Origin of the sequence: Nissabacter archeti (assembly GCF_018257325.1) — a bacterium.
Lineage (GTDB): Bacteria > Pseudomonadota > Gammaproteobacteria > Enterobacterales > Enterobacteriaceae > Chimaeribacter > Chimaeribacter arupi.
Genome location: NZ_JAERKB010000015.1, coordinates 113515 through 128492 on the forward strand (window position 1 = coordinate 113515; position 14978 = coordinate 128492).

Below are 14978 nucleotides of genomic sequence, written 5' to 3' on the forward strand. Positions count from 1 at the left end.
GTGTTCGATATCGGGTTTAGTGAACTGTTGCTGGTCATGGTGATTGGTCTGGTGGTGCTTGGGCCGGAGCGGTTGCCTGTCGCAGTCAGAACAGTAGCGGGGTGGATCCGCGCATTACGTTCGCTGGCTGCCTCGGTGCAGAATGAGCTGTCTCAGGAGCTGAAACTGCAGGAGTTGCAGGACAGCCTGAAAAAAGCGGAAGAGGCTGGGCTGAAAAACCTGACGCCGGAGCTGAAGGCATCCATGGATGAACTGAAAGAGGCGGCGGAATCGATGAAGCGCTCTTACAGTGAAGCCGATGAGGCCGCGCGTACCATTCATCACCCGGCCGTCACCGACCCTGAAGCGCTGCATGACGGCGTGACGCCGGGCGACGCTGCCACGGTCGCCAGCGCGCCCGCCTCGGTACCGGACGTGCCGGCACCGGAAAAGGCAACGACTGCGCCGTCGCTGAAAAAGGCGGACGTGACACCGGCAACGGCGGGTCACCTTCCGGCGGATACGATGTCGCCGCAGGCTGCCGGCACGGTAATCCCGGCGACACACAGTGTGCCGCAGGCGGAAAAAGCGGTGGCGGCACCGCAGCCTGCGTCGTCTTCTCATCAACCCACGGGCGATCGTTAAAACATGGCTGTTGAAGATACCCAACCGCTTATCAGCCATTTAATTGAGCTGCGTAAGCGGTTGCTGAATTGCATTATTGCGGTGCTGGCGGTTTTCCTGGCATTGGCCTATTTCTCCAATGACATCTACCAATTGGTTTCCGCACCATTGATTAAACAGATGCCGCTTGGGGCCAGTATGATCGCAACCGATGTGGCCTCGCCGTTCTTTACCCCGATCAAACTGACGATGATCGTGTCGGTATTTGTTTCCGCCCCTATCATTCTGTATCAGGTATGGGCTTTCATCGCCCCGGCGCTGTATAAGCATGAACGCCGGCTGATGATGCCGTTGCTGTTTTCCAGTTCTATGCTGTTCTACATCGGGATGGCGTTTGCGTACTTTATCGTCTTCCCGCTGGCGTTCGGCTTTTTCGCGAAAACAGCCCCGGCGGGCGTGCTGATTGCGACTGACATCAATAATTACCTCGACTTTGTGATGGCGCTGTTTATGGCGTTCGGGGTGTCGTTTGAGGTGCCGATTGCGATTGTGCTCCTGTGCTGGAGCGGTATCACCACACCGGAAGAGCTGAAAACCAAGCGCCCTTACGTGCTGGTGGGGGCGTTCGTGGTGGGGATGTTACTGACCCCGCCGGATGTGTTCTCACAGACGCTGCTGGCGATCCCGATGTATCTGCTGTTTGAAATTGGCGTGTTCTTTGGCCGCTTCTATGTGGGTAAACGCCGTCAGGATATTGACGACGACACAGAGGATGGTTCCTCATCCAGCGCGCCGTAAGCGCCTCAGAATGATTCCAGCCGCCCCCCGAGGGCGGCTTCTGTTTTGGACATCCGCATGTTTGATATTGGCGTTAACCTGACCAGCCCGCAGTTTGCGAAAGATCGCCCGGAGGTTATCCGGCGCGCCCGTGCCGCCGGGCTGACCGGGATACTGCTGACCGGCACCAATGCCGCAGAGAGCGCAGAAGCCGCGCGGCTGGCGGCGGAACACCCCGGTTTTTGCTGGTCCACCGCCGGGGTCCACCCGCATGAGGCCTCCGGCTGGAATGCGCAGGTGGAGCAGCAGATCCGCCAGCTGGCGGCACAACCCGGCGTGGCCGCCATAGGTGAGTGTGGGCTGGATTTCAACCGTAACTTTTCTGACCCGGCCAGCCAGGAGCGCACCTTCAGTGCCCAGCTGGCGTTGGCTGCAGAGTTGCAGCGGCCGGTTTTCCTGCATTGCCGTGACGCCCATGCACGCTTTATCGCGCTGCTGGCCCCGTGGATGCCGCAGTTGCCGGGCGTGGTGGTGCACTGTTTTACCGGCACGCAGCCTGAGCTGGAGGCGTGCCTGGCGCTTGGCGCGTCGATCGGCATTACCGGCTGGGTCTGTGATGAACGGCGCGGGCTGGCACTGCGCGATCTGTTGCCGCTGATCCCGGCCGATCGCCTGTTGCTGGAAACCGACGCCCCTTATTTGTTGCCCCGGGATTTACCTGAAAAACCTGCATCCCGCCGCAATGAACCCTGTTTTCTGCCCCACATTGTTCAACAGGTTGCCGCCCGGCGCGGGGACGATCCTGAATGGCTGGGTAAGAAAACTGATGACAACGCCCGTCGGCTGTTCCGACTGGCTTAAGTAGGAGAAATAGGATGAGCTATGCATTTCCGGGCACCTTTCCAGGTCGCCGTATGCGCCGTGTGCGCCGCCATGATTTCAGCCGCCGCTTAGTGGCTGAGAATCAGCTCACGGTAAATGACCTGATCTACCCGGTGTTCGTAATGGAAGGCACCAACCGCCGCCAGGCTGTCCCGTCCATGCCGGGCGTAGAGCGGATGAGTATCGACCTGCTGATCAAAGAGGCCGAAGCCATTGCCAAACTGGGCGTGCCGGTGCTCTCGCTGTTCCCGGTGATTGAGGGTGACCTGAAAAGCCTGCACGCGGAAGAAGCCTATAACCCGGACGGGCTGGTGCAGCGCGCGGTCCGCGCGCTGAAAGACGCCGTGCCGCAACTGGGGCTGCTGACGGATATTGCGCTCGACCCGTACACTACCCACGGCCAGGACGGCATCATCGATGCGGACGGCTACGTCATCAACGACGTGACCAAAGAGATTCTGGTGCGTCAGGCGCTCTCCCACGCGGAAGCGGGCGCGGAAATCATCGCCCCGAGCGACATGATGGACGGCCGTATCGGTGCCATCCGCGATCAGCTGGAAGCCCAGAACCTGATTAACACCCAGATCATGGCGTACTCCGCAAAATATGCCTCCTGCTACTACGGCCCGTTCCGTGACGCAGTCGGCTCCAGCAGCAACCTGAAAGGCGGCGACAAAAAAACCTACCAGATGGACCCGGCCAACAGCGATGAAGCATTGCAGGAAATCGCGCAGGATCTGCAGGAAGGGGCGGACATGGTGATGGTGAAACCGGGGATGCCGTATCTGGACATCATCCACCGCGTGAAACACACCTTTGGCGTGCCGACGTTTGCCTATCAGGTGTCCGGCGAATATGCGATGCACATGGCGGCGTTCCAGAACGGCTGGCTGCAGGAGAAACCGGCGGTGCTGGAATCCCTGATGTGCTTTAAGCGCGCCGGGGCTGACGGGGTGCTGACCTATTTCGCCAAACGTGTGGCCCAATGGCTGCACGATGCGGAAATGCAGCGTTAAGCGGCAGAGCAAAACAAAAAAGGCACGCCCAGGCGTGCCTTTTTTCATGGGGCAGCGTTACATTTTGTGGAACAGGCGGTTATCGACGCTCTGGCAAACCTGTTTGTTCAGCAGGTTAAGCAGCAGCATGGATCGCGCCTCGCCATCCGGCTCGGTGTAGATCGCCTGCAACCCCTCAAACACACCGTCGGTGATGAGCACCGTGTCGCCGGGCTGCGGGGTTTCCGGGTCTTTGACGTCCTGCACCGGGTTATGGATCAGTTCGTGGATAACCGTCGGGCTGACCACCACCGGCTGGTTGCCGAAACGGATAAAATGGCTGACGCCCCGCGTGGCACTGATCGTGGTGGTATGGATACGGTGCGGGTCAAACTCCACAAACATATAATTGGGAAACAGGGGCTCACTGACAGCGGTCCGGCGACCCCTGACTATTTTTTCCAGCGTGATCATCGGACTCAGGCAATTTACCGCCTGACGTTCCAGGTGCGCTTTCGCGCGCAGGAGTTGTCCGCGTTTGCAATATAATAAATACCAGGATTCCATAGATTCACATGCCCTTCTGCTGTGCAGGCAAGCATAGCAAAAGCCATTACGGATAAATAGCCGTGCTGTTTTCCCCCGCTGGGACGGATATGTGGCATTGCGCCGGGAATTTATCTTAGGGCCGTGCGGCGGTGGCGAAATTGGATTAACGTAGAGCGGAATCGGCCGGGTTATCTTTTCTTTCCAATCGATTATCTTGGGAAAAAACCCGCCGCAACGCGTCTCTTTCTGGTTTCACCTGTCGAGTGAGGGTATGTGAATGGAGCTGTTTTTACTGAGCAATGGAAAGTTGTCCGAAGACCCCCGGCTGCTGGGGTTCGCGCATGAGCGAATCAAGGCGATGATTGCCCGGCGCGGTATCGATTCTGCGATTTTAATTCCCTATGCGATTATCCGTGGTGATTACGATGCGCGCGCTGCCGATCTGGCGGCGTCGCTCGGCATCCGCGTCAGCAGCATCCACCATGCCGGTAACCCGGCAGAGGCGCTCACCCATGCCCAGTGCATTCTGGTCAGCGGCGGCAATACCTGGATGCTGAACCAGATGTTGCATGAACATAATCTGATTGTGCCGATCCAGCGGGCGGTGCGTGAACGCGGCGTGCCTTATATCGGCTGGAGCGCCGGGTGTAATGTCGCGACGCCTACCATTCGCACCACCAATGATATGCCGGTCCGGGCCTCTGCGGTGTTGCCGTCACTCGGGCTGTTCCCGGTGCAGATCAACCCGCACTACACTGATGCGGTGCTGGACGGCCACGGCGGCGAAAGCCGTGATGACCGGCTGGCGGAGTTCTGCGCCGTTAACCCATCGGAAAGCGTGATCGCCCTGCGCGAGGGCAGCCTGTTGCAGGTCAGCGATAACCAGCTCAGCTACTACAGCGCCAGGGGCGAAGGGTTTAAGGTCTTCCGCCACGGCCGCCCGGCGCAGGAGTTCCACGATGCGCAGGCGCTGGCTTCCCTGGTGCCGTTCAACTGTTAACGGCGGGTAGCAACGGGGTGCTGCACGCAACAAAAGTGCAGCATCACCTGCCGATAGCGCCTATAATGCCCGTTCACTGACGACAATAATTATCAGTATCAAACACTGCGGATCAGCATGAAATACCGGGACTTACGTGACTTCATCGCCTTGCTGGAAAAGCAGGGCGAACTCAAACGCATCAGCCAGCCCATCGACCCTTATCTGGAAATGACGGAAATTGCCGACCGCACCCTGCGCGCCGGTGGCCCGGCGTTGCTGTTTGAAAATCCGAAAGGCTATCAGATGCCGGTACTGTGCAACCTGTTCGGCACCCCGAAACGGGTGGCGATGGGCATGGGCCAGGAGGATATCAGCGCGCTGCGTGAGGTCGGTAAGTTACTGGCTTTCCTGAAAGAGCCGGAGCCGCCGAAAGGCTTCCGCGACCTGTTCGACAAAGTGCCGAAGTTTAAGCAGGTGCTGAACATGCCGACCAAACGGCTCAGCAATGCGCCGTGCCAGGAGCAGGTATGGCAGGGTGACGATGTGGATCTCGGCCGCATCCCGGTGATGCACTGCTGGCCGGAAGACGCCGCGCCGCTGGTGACCTGGGGGCTGACCGTAACACGCGGCCCGCATAAGGAGCGCCAGAACCTCGGGATTTATCGCCAGCAGGTGCTGGGCCGCAATAAGCTGATTATGCGCTGGCTCTCCCACCGCGGCGGTGCGCTCGATTTCCAGGAGTGGTGCCAGGCGCACCCCGGCGAGCGTTTCCCGGTGTCGGTGGCATTGGGCGCAGACCCGGCGACGGTGCTGGGCGCGGTGACGCCGGTGCCGGATACGCTCTCTGAATATGCGTTTGCCGGGCTGTTGCGCGGCAATAAAACCGAGGTGGTGAAATGCCTCTCGAACGATCTTGAGGTGCCCGCCAGTGCGGAAATCGTGCTGGAAGGGTATATCGACCCGGCCGAAATGGCGCCGGAAGGCCCGTACGGTGACCACACCGGCTATTATAATGAGATCGACCATTTCCCGGTCTTTACCGTGACGCACATCACCCAGCGCCGGAATGCGATTTACCATTCCACCTATACCGGCCGCCCACCGGATGAACCGGCGGTGTTGGGCGTGGCGCTGAACGAAGTGTTCGTGCCGATCCTGCAAAAACAGTTCCCGGAGATTGTGGATTTCTATCTGCCGCCGGAAGGATGTTCCTACCGCCTGGCGGTGGTGACCATCAAGAAACAGTACGCCGGACATGCCAAGCGCGTGATGATGGGCGTATGGTCATTTTTACGGCAGTTTATGTACACTAAGTTTGTTATCGTATGTGACGATGATGTTAATGCCCGTGACTGGAATGATGTCATCTGGGCCATCACCACCCGCATGGACCCGGCACGCGATACGGTACTGGTGGAGAACACGCCGATCGACTACCTCGATTTCGCCTCTCCGGTGTCCGGGCTGGGTTCCAAAATGGGGATGGACGCCACCAACAAGTGGCCTGGGGAAACCCAGCGCGAATGGGGCCGCCCGATTGCCAAAGATCCGGCGGTCACCGCCCGTGTTGATGCCATCTGGGATGAGCTGGCGATATTCACTGATAAGGCGCCGGGCCGCTGAGCCGGGCCGCCTCGCGACAGTTTTGCTTTAATGACCCGACAGAGGGAACGCATGACGACATTGAGCTGTAAAGTGTCCTCGGTAGAGGCCATTACGGATACCGTATACCGGGTAAGACTGGTGCCTGAAACACCGGTCAGTTTCCGCGCCGGGCAATATTTGATGGTGGTGATGGATGAGCGTGACAAGCGCCCGTTCTCTATCGCGTCGACGCCAGCTCAACAGGATTTTATTGAGCTGCACATCGGGGCGTCTGAACTGAACCTGTATGCGATGGCCGTGATGGACCGCATCCTGCAGGAGCAGGCCATTACCGTGGATCTCCCGCATGGCGATGCCTGGCTGCGGGAAGATTCGGCTCGCCCGCTGATTCTGATTGCCGGGGGCACCGGTTTCTCCTACGCGCGTTCGATTCTGATCACCGCACTGGAGCAGCAACCGGGGCGTGATATCTCCATTTATTGGGGCGGCCGTGAGCTTTTCCACCTGTACGATCTGGGCGAACTGGAAGCACTGAGCGTGCAGTACCCGAACCTGAAGGTGATTCCGGTGGTGGAGCAACCGGCGGAAGGCTGGCAGGGGCGTACCGGCACGGTGCTGAGCGCCGTGTTGCAGGACCATGATTCGCTGGCGGAGCATGACATCTACATCGCCGGGCGGTTTGAAATGGCAAAAATTGCCCGCGAACGCTTCTGCGGCGAGCGCGGCGCGCAGACCAGCCAGATCTTCGGGGATGCGTTCTCCTTTATCTGACCGGTTATCCGGCCCGCCGCATCAGACTGCGGCGGGCCGGTGTCCTCCTGATATCCTTTTCTTTTCTTGTTTCTTTATTTCCTTTTAAACGTACCTCTTTTCAAACCCCTGGCTGTCTAACCTTAAATTCGTTCAAAGACGGTGGCGATACCCTGGCCGAGCCCGATGCACATGCTGGCAACGCCGAACTGTACATCCCTGGTTTCCATCAGGTTCAGTAACGTGGTGGAGATACGTGCCCCGGAGCAACCCAGCGGGTGGCCGAGCGCAATGGCACCGCCGTTCAGGTTGACCTTCTCGTCGCGCTGCTCCATCAGCCCCAGATCTTTGATGCAGGGCAGGGTTTGCGCCGCGAACGCCTCATTCAGCTCAAACAGCCCGATATCCTGCGTCGTCAGCCCGGCGCGTTTCAGTGCCAGTTTGGTGGCCGGTACCGGCCCATACCCCATGATGGACGGGTCACAGCCGACTACCGCCATCGCGCGGATGCGGGCGCGCGGCGTCAGGCCCAGCGAACGCGCACGCGATTCGCTCATGATAAGCATCGCGGCCGCGCCGTCAGAGAGGGCAGAGGAGCTGCCGGCGGTGACGGTGCCGTTGGCCGGGTCAAACGCCGGTTTCAGCGCCGCCAGCGCCGCCACATTGGTTTCCGGGCGGATCACTTCATCATAATCGAGCCGGATCAGCACGCCGTCAGCATCGTGGCCGCTGGTCGGCACGATTTCCCTGGCAAAGCGCCCGGCGAGCGTCGCCGCGTGGGCGCGCTGGTGGGAACGGGCAGCAAATTCATCCTGCATTTCACGGCTGATCTGATGCATTTTCGCCAGCATCTCCGCCGTCAGGCCCATCATACCGGCGGCTTTCGCCACCGTGCGGCTCAGGCCGGGGTGGAAGTCGACCCCGTGATGCATCGGTACATGGCCCATATGTTCCACACCGCCAATCAGGCTCACCTGCGCATCGCCCACCATGATCGCGCGGGCGGCATCATGCAGCGCCTGCATTGACGATCCGCAAAGCCGGTTAACCGTGACGGCCGGAACGCGGTGCGGGATCTCTGCCAGCAGCGCGGCGTTACGGGCAATATTAAACCCCTGCTCCAGCGTCTGTTGCACACAGCCCCAGTAAATATCGTCGATTTCGGCCGCGTCCAGCGCGGCATTGCGGCTGAGCAGCGTGCGCATCAGGTGCGCGGAGAGATCTTCTGCCCGCACCTGCCGGAATGCGCCCCCTTTCGAGCGCCCCATCGGGGTACGGATTGCATCAACAATAACGACATTTTCCATCTTTCACCTCATGCCGGCGTGCCGGTATTGATCTCTGCCAGCGGTGTGGCGTCAGGGTAATAGCGCGCGTTACTTTCTGCTTTGGCGCGCAGGCCGTCCGGCACCTGATACAGTGCGCCGAGATGGGCATAACGGTCTGCCAGTTCGACGTAGCGGCGGCTGCCCAGGGTATCGAGGTAGCGCAACGCACCGCCGTGGAACGGCGGGAAACCGATGCCGTAGACCAGCGCCAGATCCGCTTCTGCCGGGCTTGCCACGATGTTCTCTTCAAGGCAGCGCACCACTTCGTTAATCATCGGCACCATCATGCGGGCGATGATCTCGTCGGCACTGAATTCATGCGCCTGCGGGCGGATTTCGGCCAGCAGCCGATCCACGGCCTCATCCGGCTGTTTGCGCGGTTTGCCTTTGCTGTCTTCACTGTAGCGGTAGAAACCGGTGCCGTTTTTCTGGCCGAAGCGCTGCTGGTCAAACATCACATCCACCGCATCGCGGTAGGATTTCGCCATCCGGTCCGGGAAGCCTTGCGCCATCACTGCCTGCGCATGGTGCGCGGTATCAATGCCGACCACATCCAGCAGGTAGGCCGGGCCCATCGGCCAGCCGAACTGTTTCTCCATCACCTTATCAATCTGCCGGAAGTCCGCGCCGTCGCGCATCAGCAGGCTGAAGCCGGAGAAGTAGGGGAACAGCACACGGTTAATAAAGAAGCCGGGGCAGTCATTGACCACGATCGGCGTTTTGCCCATCCGCAGGGCGTAAGCCACCACCGTGGCGAGGGTGCGGTCTGAGGTTTTCTCGCCGCGGACAACTTCCACCAGCGGCATACGGTGCACCGGGTTGAAGAAGTGCATACCACAGAAATTCTCCGGCCGCTTCAGGGAACGGGCCAGCGTGCTGATGGGGATCGTCGAGGTGTTGGAGGCCAGCACCGCCTGTTCATCGAGCAGCGCTTCTGCTTCCGCCAGCACCGCGGCTTTGACTTTCGGATTCTCAACAACGGCTTCGACCACCACCTGCGCCCGGCCAATCCCGGCGTAGTCCAGCGTGGGCTGGATGGTCGCCAGGGTCTGCGCCATCTTCAGGCCGTCAATTTTGCCGCGTTCGCGCTGTTTATCGAGCAGCTTCCCGGCTTCATTCATGCCGAGCGTCAGGGACTTCTCGCTGATGTCTTTCATCAGAACCGGCACGCCTTTCAGCGCTGACTGGTAGGCGATGCCGCCGCCCATGATCCCGGCACCCAGCACTGCCGCCTGCGCAGGGGATGTTGCCTGCGCCGCAAACTTTTTGGCCTGTCCTTTGACGAATTGGTCATTCAGGAAGATCCCCACCAGCGCCCGCGCCTGATCTGAACCGGCAAGCGGCACAAAGCTGGCGGTTTCGCGTTTCAGCGCCTCGTCCCGCCCCATACCGGCGGCGGCTTCAATGGTGGTGACTGCGGCCATCGGCGCCGGGTAGTGTTTGCCGGCCTGTTGCAGCACCAGGCCTTTGGCGACGTTAAAACTCATGGCCGCCTCAAGCGCGGAGAGTTTCAACGGCAGCAGCTTCGGCTGACGGGCAGCCCGCCAGTCAAGCCGGCCGTCAATCGCGGCGTTCAGCATCTGTAACGCCGCAGCCACCAGTTTTTCCTGCGCGACTACGGCATCCACCAGCCCTAGTTTCAGCGCCTCGGCGGCTGAGACATCTTTCCCGGCCGTGATGATTTCCATCGCGCTGTCGGCCCCCAACAGCCGCGGCAGGCGTACCGAGCCGCCAAACCCCGGCATGATGCCGAGTTTGGTTTCCGGCAGGCCGATGCGCGTCTCCGGGGAGGCGATGCGGAAGTCGGTCGCCAGCACGCATTCACAACCGCCGCCCAGCGCATACCCGGTGATGGCCGAGATCGTCGGTACCGGCAGATCTTCCAGCCGGTTAAATATCTGGTTGGCGAACCCCAGCCATTGCGTCAGTTTCTCCGGTGGGGCATCAAATAATGAAAGGAATTCAGTGATATCCGCGCCGACAATAAAGGCCGCTTTGTTGGAACGCAGCAAAACGCCTTTCAGATCGGGCTGGTTTTCCAGTGCTGTGACGGCTTCGCCCAGGCTGGCGACCGTCTGTGTATCGAGTTTATTGACCGAGCCTGGGGCATCAAACACCAGCTCGGCAATGCCGTTTTCCAGCCAGTGAAGGTGCAGGGTGTCGCCTTGATAGAGCATCTCTCTCTCCTGAATCAGCGCATGGGATCTGGTATGACCAGATAGCTGGCAGTGTGGTTTTTGTGTTAACTATTTGCAAATGAGAAGTTGCGTATTTGCTGAAGTGATCACAAACCGACCGGCACTACGGGGCAGCGGCCGCTGTGATAAGATGCGGGGATCATGTGAAGCTAAAAGGATATTGTGATGGAAACGCTGTCTGCGCTTTATAAAGATCATATCGCCACCCTCCAGCAGCGCACGCGCGAGGTGCTTACCCGCCACCAGCTGGACGGGTTGCTGATTCACTCCGGGGAATTACTTACCGTGTTCCTGGATGACCACGCGTACCCCTTCAAGGTCAACCCGCAGTTCAAGGCCTGGGTACCGGTGACGCAGGTGCCAAACTGCTGGCTGTGGGTGGATGGCGTCAATAAGCCGAAACTCTGGTTCTACTCCCCGGTGGATTACTGGCATAACGTTGAGCCGCTGCCGGAAAGCTTCTGGACCTCAGAGGTTGAAATCGTCGGGCTGAAAAACGCCGAAGAGATTGCCGGGTTACTGCCCGCTGCCCGCGACCGGGTCGCGTATCTCGGTTATGCGCAGGACCGCGCGGCCAGGCTGGGCATCAAAGCCGAACAGATCAACCCGCAGGGCGTGATCGATTACCTGCATTACCACCGCGCTTATAAAACCGGGTATGAGCTGGCCTGCCTGCGTGAGGCGCAGAAACTGGCTGTGGCGGGGCACCGCGCCGCGCATGAGGCGTTCCTCTCCGGCATGAGCGAGTTCGACATCAACATGGCGTATCTCACCGCCACCGGCCACCGTGATACCGATGTGCCTTACGGCAATATCGTGGCGCTGAACGAACATGCCGCGGTGTTGCACTATACCCAGCTTGAACACCAGGTACCCGCCGAGGTGCGCAGTTTCCTGATCGATGCCGGGGCGGAGTATAACGGCTATGCGGCCGATATTACCCGCACCTACGCCGCCCAGCCGGACAGCGAATTCGCCGCACTGGTCAAGGATCTCAACGAGCAGGAACTGGCCGTCATCAGCACCCTGCAGGCCGGTACCCGCTACACCGACTACCATGTGCAGATGCATCACCGCATTGCCGGTTTGCTGAAAAAGCACGGGCTGGTGAAAGAGATCAGTGAAGAGGCGATGGTGGAGCAGGGGCTGACCACGCCGTTCCTGCCGCATGGGCTGGGCCACCCGCTGGGCCTGCAGGTGCATGATGTCGCCGGGTTTATGCAGGATGATACCGGCACCCATCTCGCCGCGCCGTCCCGCTACCCGTATCTGCGCTGCACACGTGTGCTGGAGCCGGGCATGGTATTGACCATCGAACCGGGTCTCTACTTTATTGAGTCACTGCTGGCCCCGTGGCGCGAAGGGCAGTTCAGTCAGCACTTTGACTGGGCGCGCATTGAGGCCCTGAAGCCGTTCGGCGGCATCCGCATTGAGGATAATGTGGTGATTTACCCGAACCGTATTGAAAACATGACCCGTGATCTTCATCTGGCCTGATGGAACCCTACCCGATTCCCGCTGAAACCCTGGAATTCAGTGAAGAGATTAAGAAAAGCCGTTTTATCACCCTGCTGGCCCATGCCGGCGGGGCTGAGGCGGCCAAAGCTTTTGTGCAGCAATGTCGGCAGCAGCACCCTGATGCCCGCCACCATTGCTGGGCGTTTGTCGCCGGGCCACCGGGCGATTCGCAACAACTCGGCTTCTCCGATGACGGCGAACCCTCAGGCACCGCCGGGAAACCGATGCTGGCCCAGCTGATGGGCAGTGGGGTCGGGGAGATTGTGGCGGTGGTGGTGCGCTATTACGGCGGTGTAAAGCTCGGCACCGGCGGCCTGGTCAAGGCTTACGGCAGCGGGGTACAACAGGCGCTGAAGCAATTGCCGGTGCGGATGAAAGTGCCGCAGGCGGACTATACCCTGACCTGTGACTATGCGCAGTTGCCGGGCGTGGAGGCGCTGGTGTCCCAGCATGAGGGCGTCATTCTGCAGGGCGAGTATGGCGCGCGGGTGCATCTGCGGTTGTCTTTGCCGCAGACCCAGGTGGAGGTGATTGCAGCACGTTTACGTGATCTGAGTCGGGGGGCATTGCAGCTAAAACCGGTATCCTCGCCGCCGTTATAACACCGGCTGAGGAACAGGCATGCATTTTCGCGCAATCACCCGCATCGTCGGGTTGTTGGTTATTCTCTTTTCCGGGACGATGTTCATCCCTGGTCTGGTCGCCTTGATATACCGTGACGGCGCAGGCCGCGCCTTCAGCCAGACCTTTTTTGTGGCGCTGGTGCTTGGCGCTCTGCTCTGGCTGCCAAACCGCAGGCAGAAGCATGAACTGAAAGCGCGCGAAGGGTTCCTGATTGTGGTGCTGTTCTGGACGGTGCTCGGCAGTGTCGGGGCATTGCCTTTCCTGTTTTCAGAGCAGCCGAACCTTTCCATTACCGATGCCTTCTTTGAGTCTTTCTCCGGGTTGACCACCACCGGCGCAACGGTGCTGGTGGGCCTGGACACGTTGCCGAAAGCGATTCTCTTTTACCGGCAGATGCTGCAATGGCTGGGCGGTATGGGCATCATTGTGCTGGCCGTCGCTATCCTGCCGATTCTCGGGGTAGGGGGGATGCAGCTCTACCGGGCTGAAATGCCGGGGCCGCTCAAAGACAATAAGATGCGGCCGCGCATTGCCGAAACGGCCAAAACCCTCTGGCTTATCTATATGGCGCTGACGCTGGCCTGCGCGCTGGCACTCTGGCTGGCCGGGATGTCAGCCTTTGATGCGCTCTCACACAGTTTTTCCACTATCGCTATCGGCGGCTTCTCCACCCACGATGCCAGCGTCGGTTACTTCCAAAGCCCGGTGATCAACACGCTGATTGCCTGTTTCCTGCTGATTTCAGCCTGCAATTTCAGCCTGCACTTCGCCTTACTCAGCGGCCGCAGGCTCAGCGTCTATTGGCGTGACCCGGAATTCCGGATGTTTATCTCAATACAACTGATCCTGACGGCACTCTGCGCAGCAATATTGTGGCGGCATGAAAGTTACGCCTCCGGTATGACCACACTGAACCAGGCTTTCTTTCAGGTGGTATCTATGGCAACGACTGCCGGCTTTACCACGGACAGCATTTCCACCTGGCCGATGTTTCTTCCTCTTCTGTTATTGTGTTCCGCGTTTATTGGGGGCTGCGCCGGTTCAACCGGGGGCGGGCTTAAAGTGATCCGCATCCTGCTGCTCTATTTACAAGGTATGCGGGAACTGAAAAGGCTGGTGCACCCTAATGCGGTCTATACCATTAAACTGGGCAGGCGGGCGCTGCCGGAACGGATTATTGAGGCGGTATGGGGATTCTTCTCCGCCTATGCACTGGTGTTTATCGTGAGTATGCTGGCTATTACGGCCACAGGTGTTGATGAGCTTTCGGCGTTTTCTGCCGTAACGGCTACCCTGAACAACCTGGGGCCAGGCCTCGGCATGGTCGCGAATAACTTCACGGCGATGAATGACCCGGCAAAATGGATCTTAATTATCACCATGCTGTTTGGCCGGCTTGAAGTCTTTACCCTTTTAGTTCTGTTTACGCCGACATTCTGGCGAGAGTAACCCCAGCAGGAGCACGAGATGAAAGCATTACTTCTTTATTCCACCACGGATGGCCAAACCAGGGCGATTGCTTCTTATATTGCGAATAGCCTGCAAGGCACCCTGGCGTCTGACGTGATGGATATTCAAAGCGCCGGTGCAGTGACGCTGGCGGACTATGCGGTGGTGGCTATCGGAGCGTCTATCCGTTATGGGCACTTCAACCCGGCAGTCGACAAGTTTATCAAACACCATACCGATGAACTCAACCGCCTGCCCTCGGCCTTCTATGGCGTGAACCTGACTGCGCGTAAGCCTGAGAAGCGGACACCCCAGACAAACCCGTATGTCCGTAAGTTTCTGCTGGCCTCACCGTGGAAGCCCACCGTCAGCGCCGTGTTTGCCGGGGCACTGCGTTACCCCCGTTATCGTTGGTTCGATAAGGTGATGATCCGCTTCATTATGCGTATGACAGGTGGGGAAACAGATACCAGTAAGGAAGTGGAATATACTGACTGGAATGAAGTCGGCCAATTTGCACAAGAAATTGCGCGGATTGCGGGCAAACAGTGAGCAAATCGCACGATAAAATCGCATTCTGGTGAAAAATTCTGCGGTTGAATAATTTTTTGAATTTAGGGGTTGCAGGCTGCGCGGAACTACCTATAATGCGCCTCCACTGACCGGGAACAACGACCAACACGTCGCCGGGTCAGGAAGAGATAAGCCGGCGGAAACG

Annotated in this window: 14 protein-coding genes; 11 read left to right on the forward strand and 3 right to left on the reverse strand. The window is 59.2% G+C overall.

Translation table 11 applies throughout. From position 1 onward, the window contains the following. Genes tatB through hemB form a run of 4 tightly spaced genes read left to right on the forward strand, consistent with a single transcriptional unit; the run spans position 1 to position 3278 of the window. Complete coding sequence (gene tatB, locus JK232_RS19580) at positions 1 to 624, forward strand: Sec-independent protein translocase protein TatB (protein ID WP_101829363.1); 624 nt, start codon at positions 1 to 3, stop codon at positions 622 to 624. A gap of 3 nt (positions 625 to 627) precedes the next feature. Further along, on the forward strand, positions 628 to 1401 hold the full coding sequence (gene tatC / locus JK232_RS19585) for a Sec-independent protein translocase subunit TatC (RefSeq protein WP_072931429.1): 774 nt from the start codon (positions 628 to 630) through the stop codon (positions 1399 to 1401). Between the two features lie 57 nt (positions 1402 to 1458). Further along, the gene (gene tatD, locus JK232_RS19590) at positions 1459 to 2241 is read left to right on the forward strand and encodes a 3'-5' ssDNA/RNA exonuclease TatD (protein WP_212589603.1); all 783 of its coding nucleotides are present in this window, start codon (positions 1459 to 1461) and stop codon (positions 2239 to 2241) included. A 14-nt stretch (positions 2242 to 2255) separates the two neighbouring features. Beyond that, positions 2256 to 3278, forward strand: coding sequence for a porphobilinogen synthase (gene hemB / locus JK232_RS19595; RefSeq protein WP_212589604.1), 1023 nt, complete (start codon positions 2256 to 2258; stop codon positions 3276 to 3278). Between the two features lie 57 nt (positions 3279 to 3335). Here hemB and rfaH read toward each other — a convergent pair whose 3' ends face one another. Beyond that, positions 3336 to 3824 carry a transcription/translation regulatory transformer protein RfaH gene (gene rfaH / locus JK232_RS19600; protein WP_072931433.1) on the reverse strand — a complete coding sequence of 163 codons (489 nt, stop codon included), beginning with the start codon at positions 3822 to 3824 and terminating at the stop codon, positions 3336 to 3338. Between the two features lie 259 nt (positions 3825 to 4083). On the opposite strand from rfaH, the gene pepE reads away from it, so the two are divergent. The 3 genes from pepE (at position 4084) to fre (ending at position 7164) form a co-directional block, all read left to right on the forward strand. Next, a complete protein-coding gene (gene pepE, locus JK232_RS19605) occupies positions 4084 to 4806 on the forward strand; it encodes a dipeptidase PepE (protein ID WP_212589605.1) in 723 nt (240 codons plus the stop codon). 117 nt (positions 4807 to 4923) lie between these two features. Next, a complete protein-coding gene (gene ubiD / locus JK232_RS19610) occupies positions 4924 to 6411 on the forward strand; it encodes a 4-hydroxy-3-polyprenylbenzoate decarboxylase (RefSeq protein WP_072931436.1) in 1488 nt (495 codons plus the stop codon). A gap of 51 nt (positions 6412 to 6462) precedes the next feature. Beyond that, complete coding sequence (fre, locus tag JK232_RS19615) at positions 6463 to 7164, forward strand: NAD(P)H-flavin reductase (protein ID WP_072931437.1); 702 nt, start codon at positions 6463 to 6465, stop codon at positions 7162 to 7164. 122 nt (positions 7165 to 7286) lie between these two features. Here fre and fadA read toward each other — a convergent pair whose 3' ends face one another. Both fadA and fadB read right to left on the reverse strand, forming a co-directional pair. Then, positions 7287 to 8450: an acetyl-CoA C-acyltransferase FadA gene (fadA, locus tag JK232_RS19620; protein ID WP_212589606.1), complete on the reverse strand. Its 1164-nt coding sequence runs from the start codon at positions 8448 to 8450 to the stop codon at positions 7287 to 7289. An 8-nt stretch (positions 8451 to 8458) separates the two neighbouring features. Beyond that, positions 8459 to 10648 (reverse strand): fatty acid oxidation complex subunit alpha FadB, encoded by a 2190-nt coding sequence (gene fadB / locus JK232_RS19625; protein ID WP_072931439.1) that lies wholly within the window; start codon positions 10646 to 10648, stop codon positions 8459 to 8461. 186 nt (positions 10649 to 10834) lie between these two features. Between fadB and pepQ the strand changes: the two genes are divergently transcribed. Genes pepQ through hemG form a run of 4 tightly spaced genes read left to right on the forward strand, consistent with a single transcriptional unit; the run spans position 10835 to position 14812 of the window. Beyond that, the gene (gene pepQ, locus JK232_RS19630) at positions 10835 to 12166 is read left to right on the forward strand and encodes a Xaa-Pro dipeptidase (RefSeq protein WP_212589607.1); all 1332 of its coding nucleotides are present in this window, start codon (positions 10835 to 10837) and stop codon (positions 12164 to 12166) included. After that, positions 12166 to 12789, forward strand: coding sequence for an IMPACT family protein (locus JK232_RS19635; RefSeq protein ID WP_072931441.1), 624 nt, complete (start codon positions 12166 to 12168; stop codon positions 12787 to 12789). Before pepQ ends, JK232_RS19635 begins: the two co-directional genes overlap by 1 nt. 19 nt (positions 12790 to 12808) lie before the next feature. Then, complete coding sequence (trkH, locus tag JK232_RS19640; protein WP_101829360.1) at positions 12809 to 14260, forward strand: Trk system potassium transporter TrkH; 1452 nt, start codon at positions 12809 to 12811, stop codon at positions 14258 to 14260. Between the two features lie 18 nt (positions 14261 to 14278). Next, on the forward strand, positions 14279 to 14812 hold the full coding sequence (gene hemG, locus JK232_RS19645) for a menaquinone-dependent protoporphyrinogen IX dehydrogenase (RefSeq protein ID WP_072931443.1): 534 nt from the start codon (positions 14279 to 14281) through the stop codon (positions 14810 to 14812). Positions 14813 to 14978 lie beyond the last annotated feature (166 nt).

Bases quoted from the DNA above. Each gene is read 5' to 3' on its own strand.
- fadB (WP_072931439.1), bottom strand. From the start codon at position 10,648: ATGCTCTATCAAGGCGACACCCTGCACCTTCACTGGCTGGAAAACGGC.
- tatD (WP_212589603.1), top strand. From the start codon at position 1,459: ATGTTTGATATTGGCGTTAACCTGACCAGCCCGCAGTTTGCGAAAGAT.
- tatC (WP_072931429.1), top strand. From the start codon at position 628: ATGGCTGTTGAAGATACCCAACCGCTTATCAGCCATTTAATTGAGCTG.
- rfaH (WP_072931433.1), bottom strand. From the start codon at position 3,824: ATGGAATCCTGGTATTTATTATATTGCAAACGCGGACAACTCCTGCGC.
- ubiD (WP_072931436.1), top strand. From the start codon at position 4,924: ATGAAATACCGGGACTTACGTGACTTCATCGCCTTGCTGGAAAAGCAG.
- fadA (WP_212589606.1), bottom strand. From the start codon at position 8,450: ATGGAAAATGTCGTTATTGTTGATGCAATCCGTACCCCGATGGGGCGC.
- pepE (WP_212589605.1), top strand. From the start codon at position 4,084: ATGGAGCTGTTTTTACTGAGCAATGGAAAGTTGTCCGAAGACCCCCGG.
- JK232_RS19635 (WP_072931441.1), top strand. From the start codon at position 12,166: ATGGAACCCTACCCGATTCCCGCTGAAACCCTGGAATTCAGTGAAGAG.
- pepQ (WP_212589607.1), top strand. From the start codon at position 10,835: ATGGAAACGCTGTCTGCGCTTTATAAAGATCATATCGCCACCCTCCAG.
- hemB (WP_212589604.1), top strand. From the start codon at position 2,256: ATGAGCTATGCATTTCCGGGCACCTTTCCAGGTCGCCGTATGCGCCGT.
- trkH (WP_101829360.1), top strand. From the start codon at position 12,809: ATGCATTTTCGCGCAATCACCCGCATCGTCGGGTTGTTGGTTATTCTC.
- hemG (WP_072931443.1), top strand. From the start codon at position 14,279: ATGAAAGCATTACTTCTTTATTCCACCACGGATGGCCAAACCAGGGCG.
- fre (WP_072931437.1), top strand. From the start codon at position 6,463: ATGACGACATTGAGCTGTAAAGTGTCCTCGGTAGAGGCCATTACGGAT.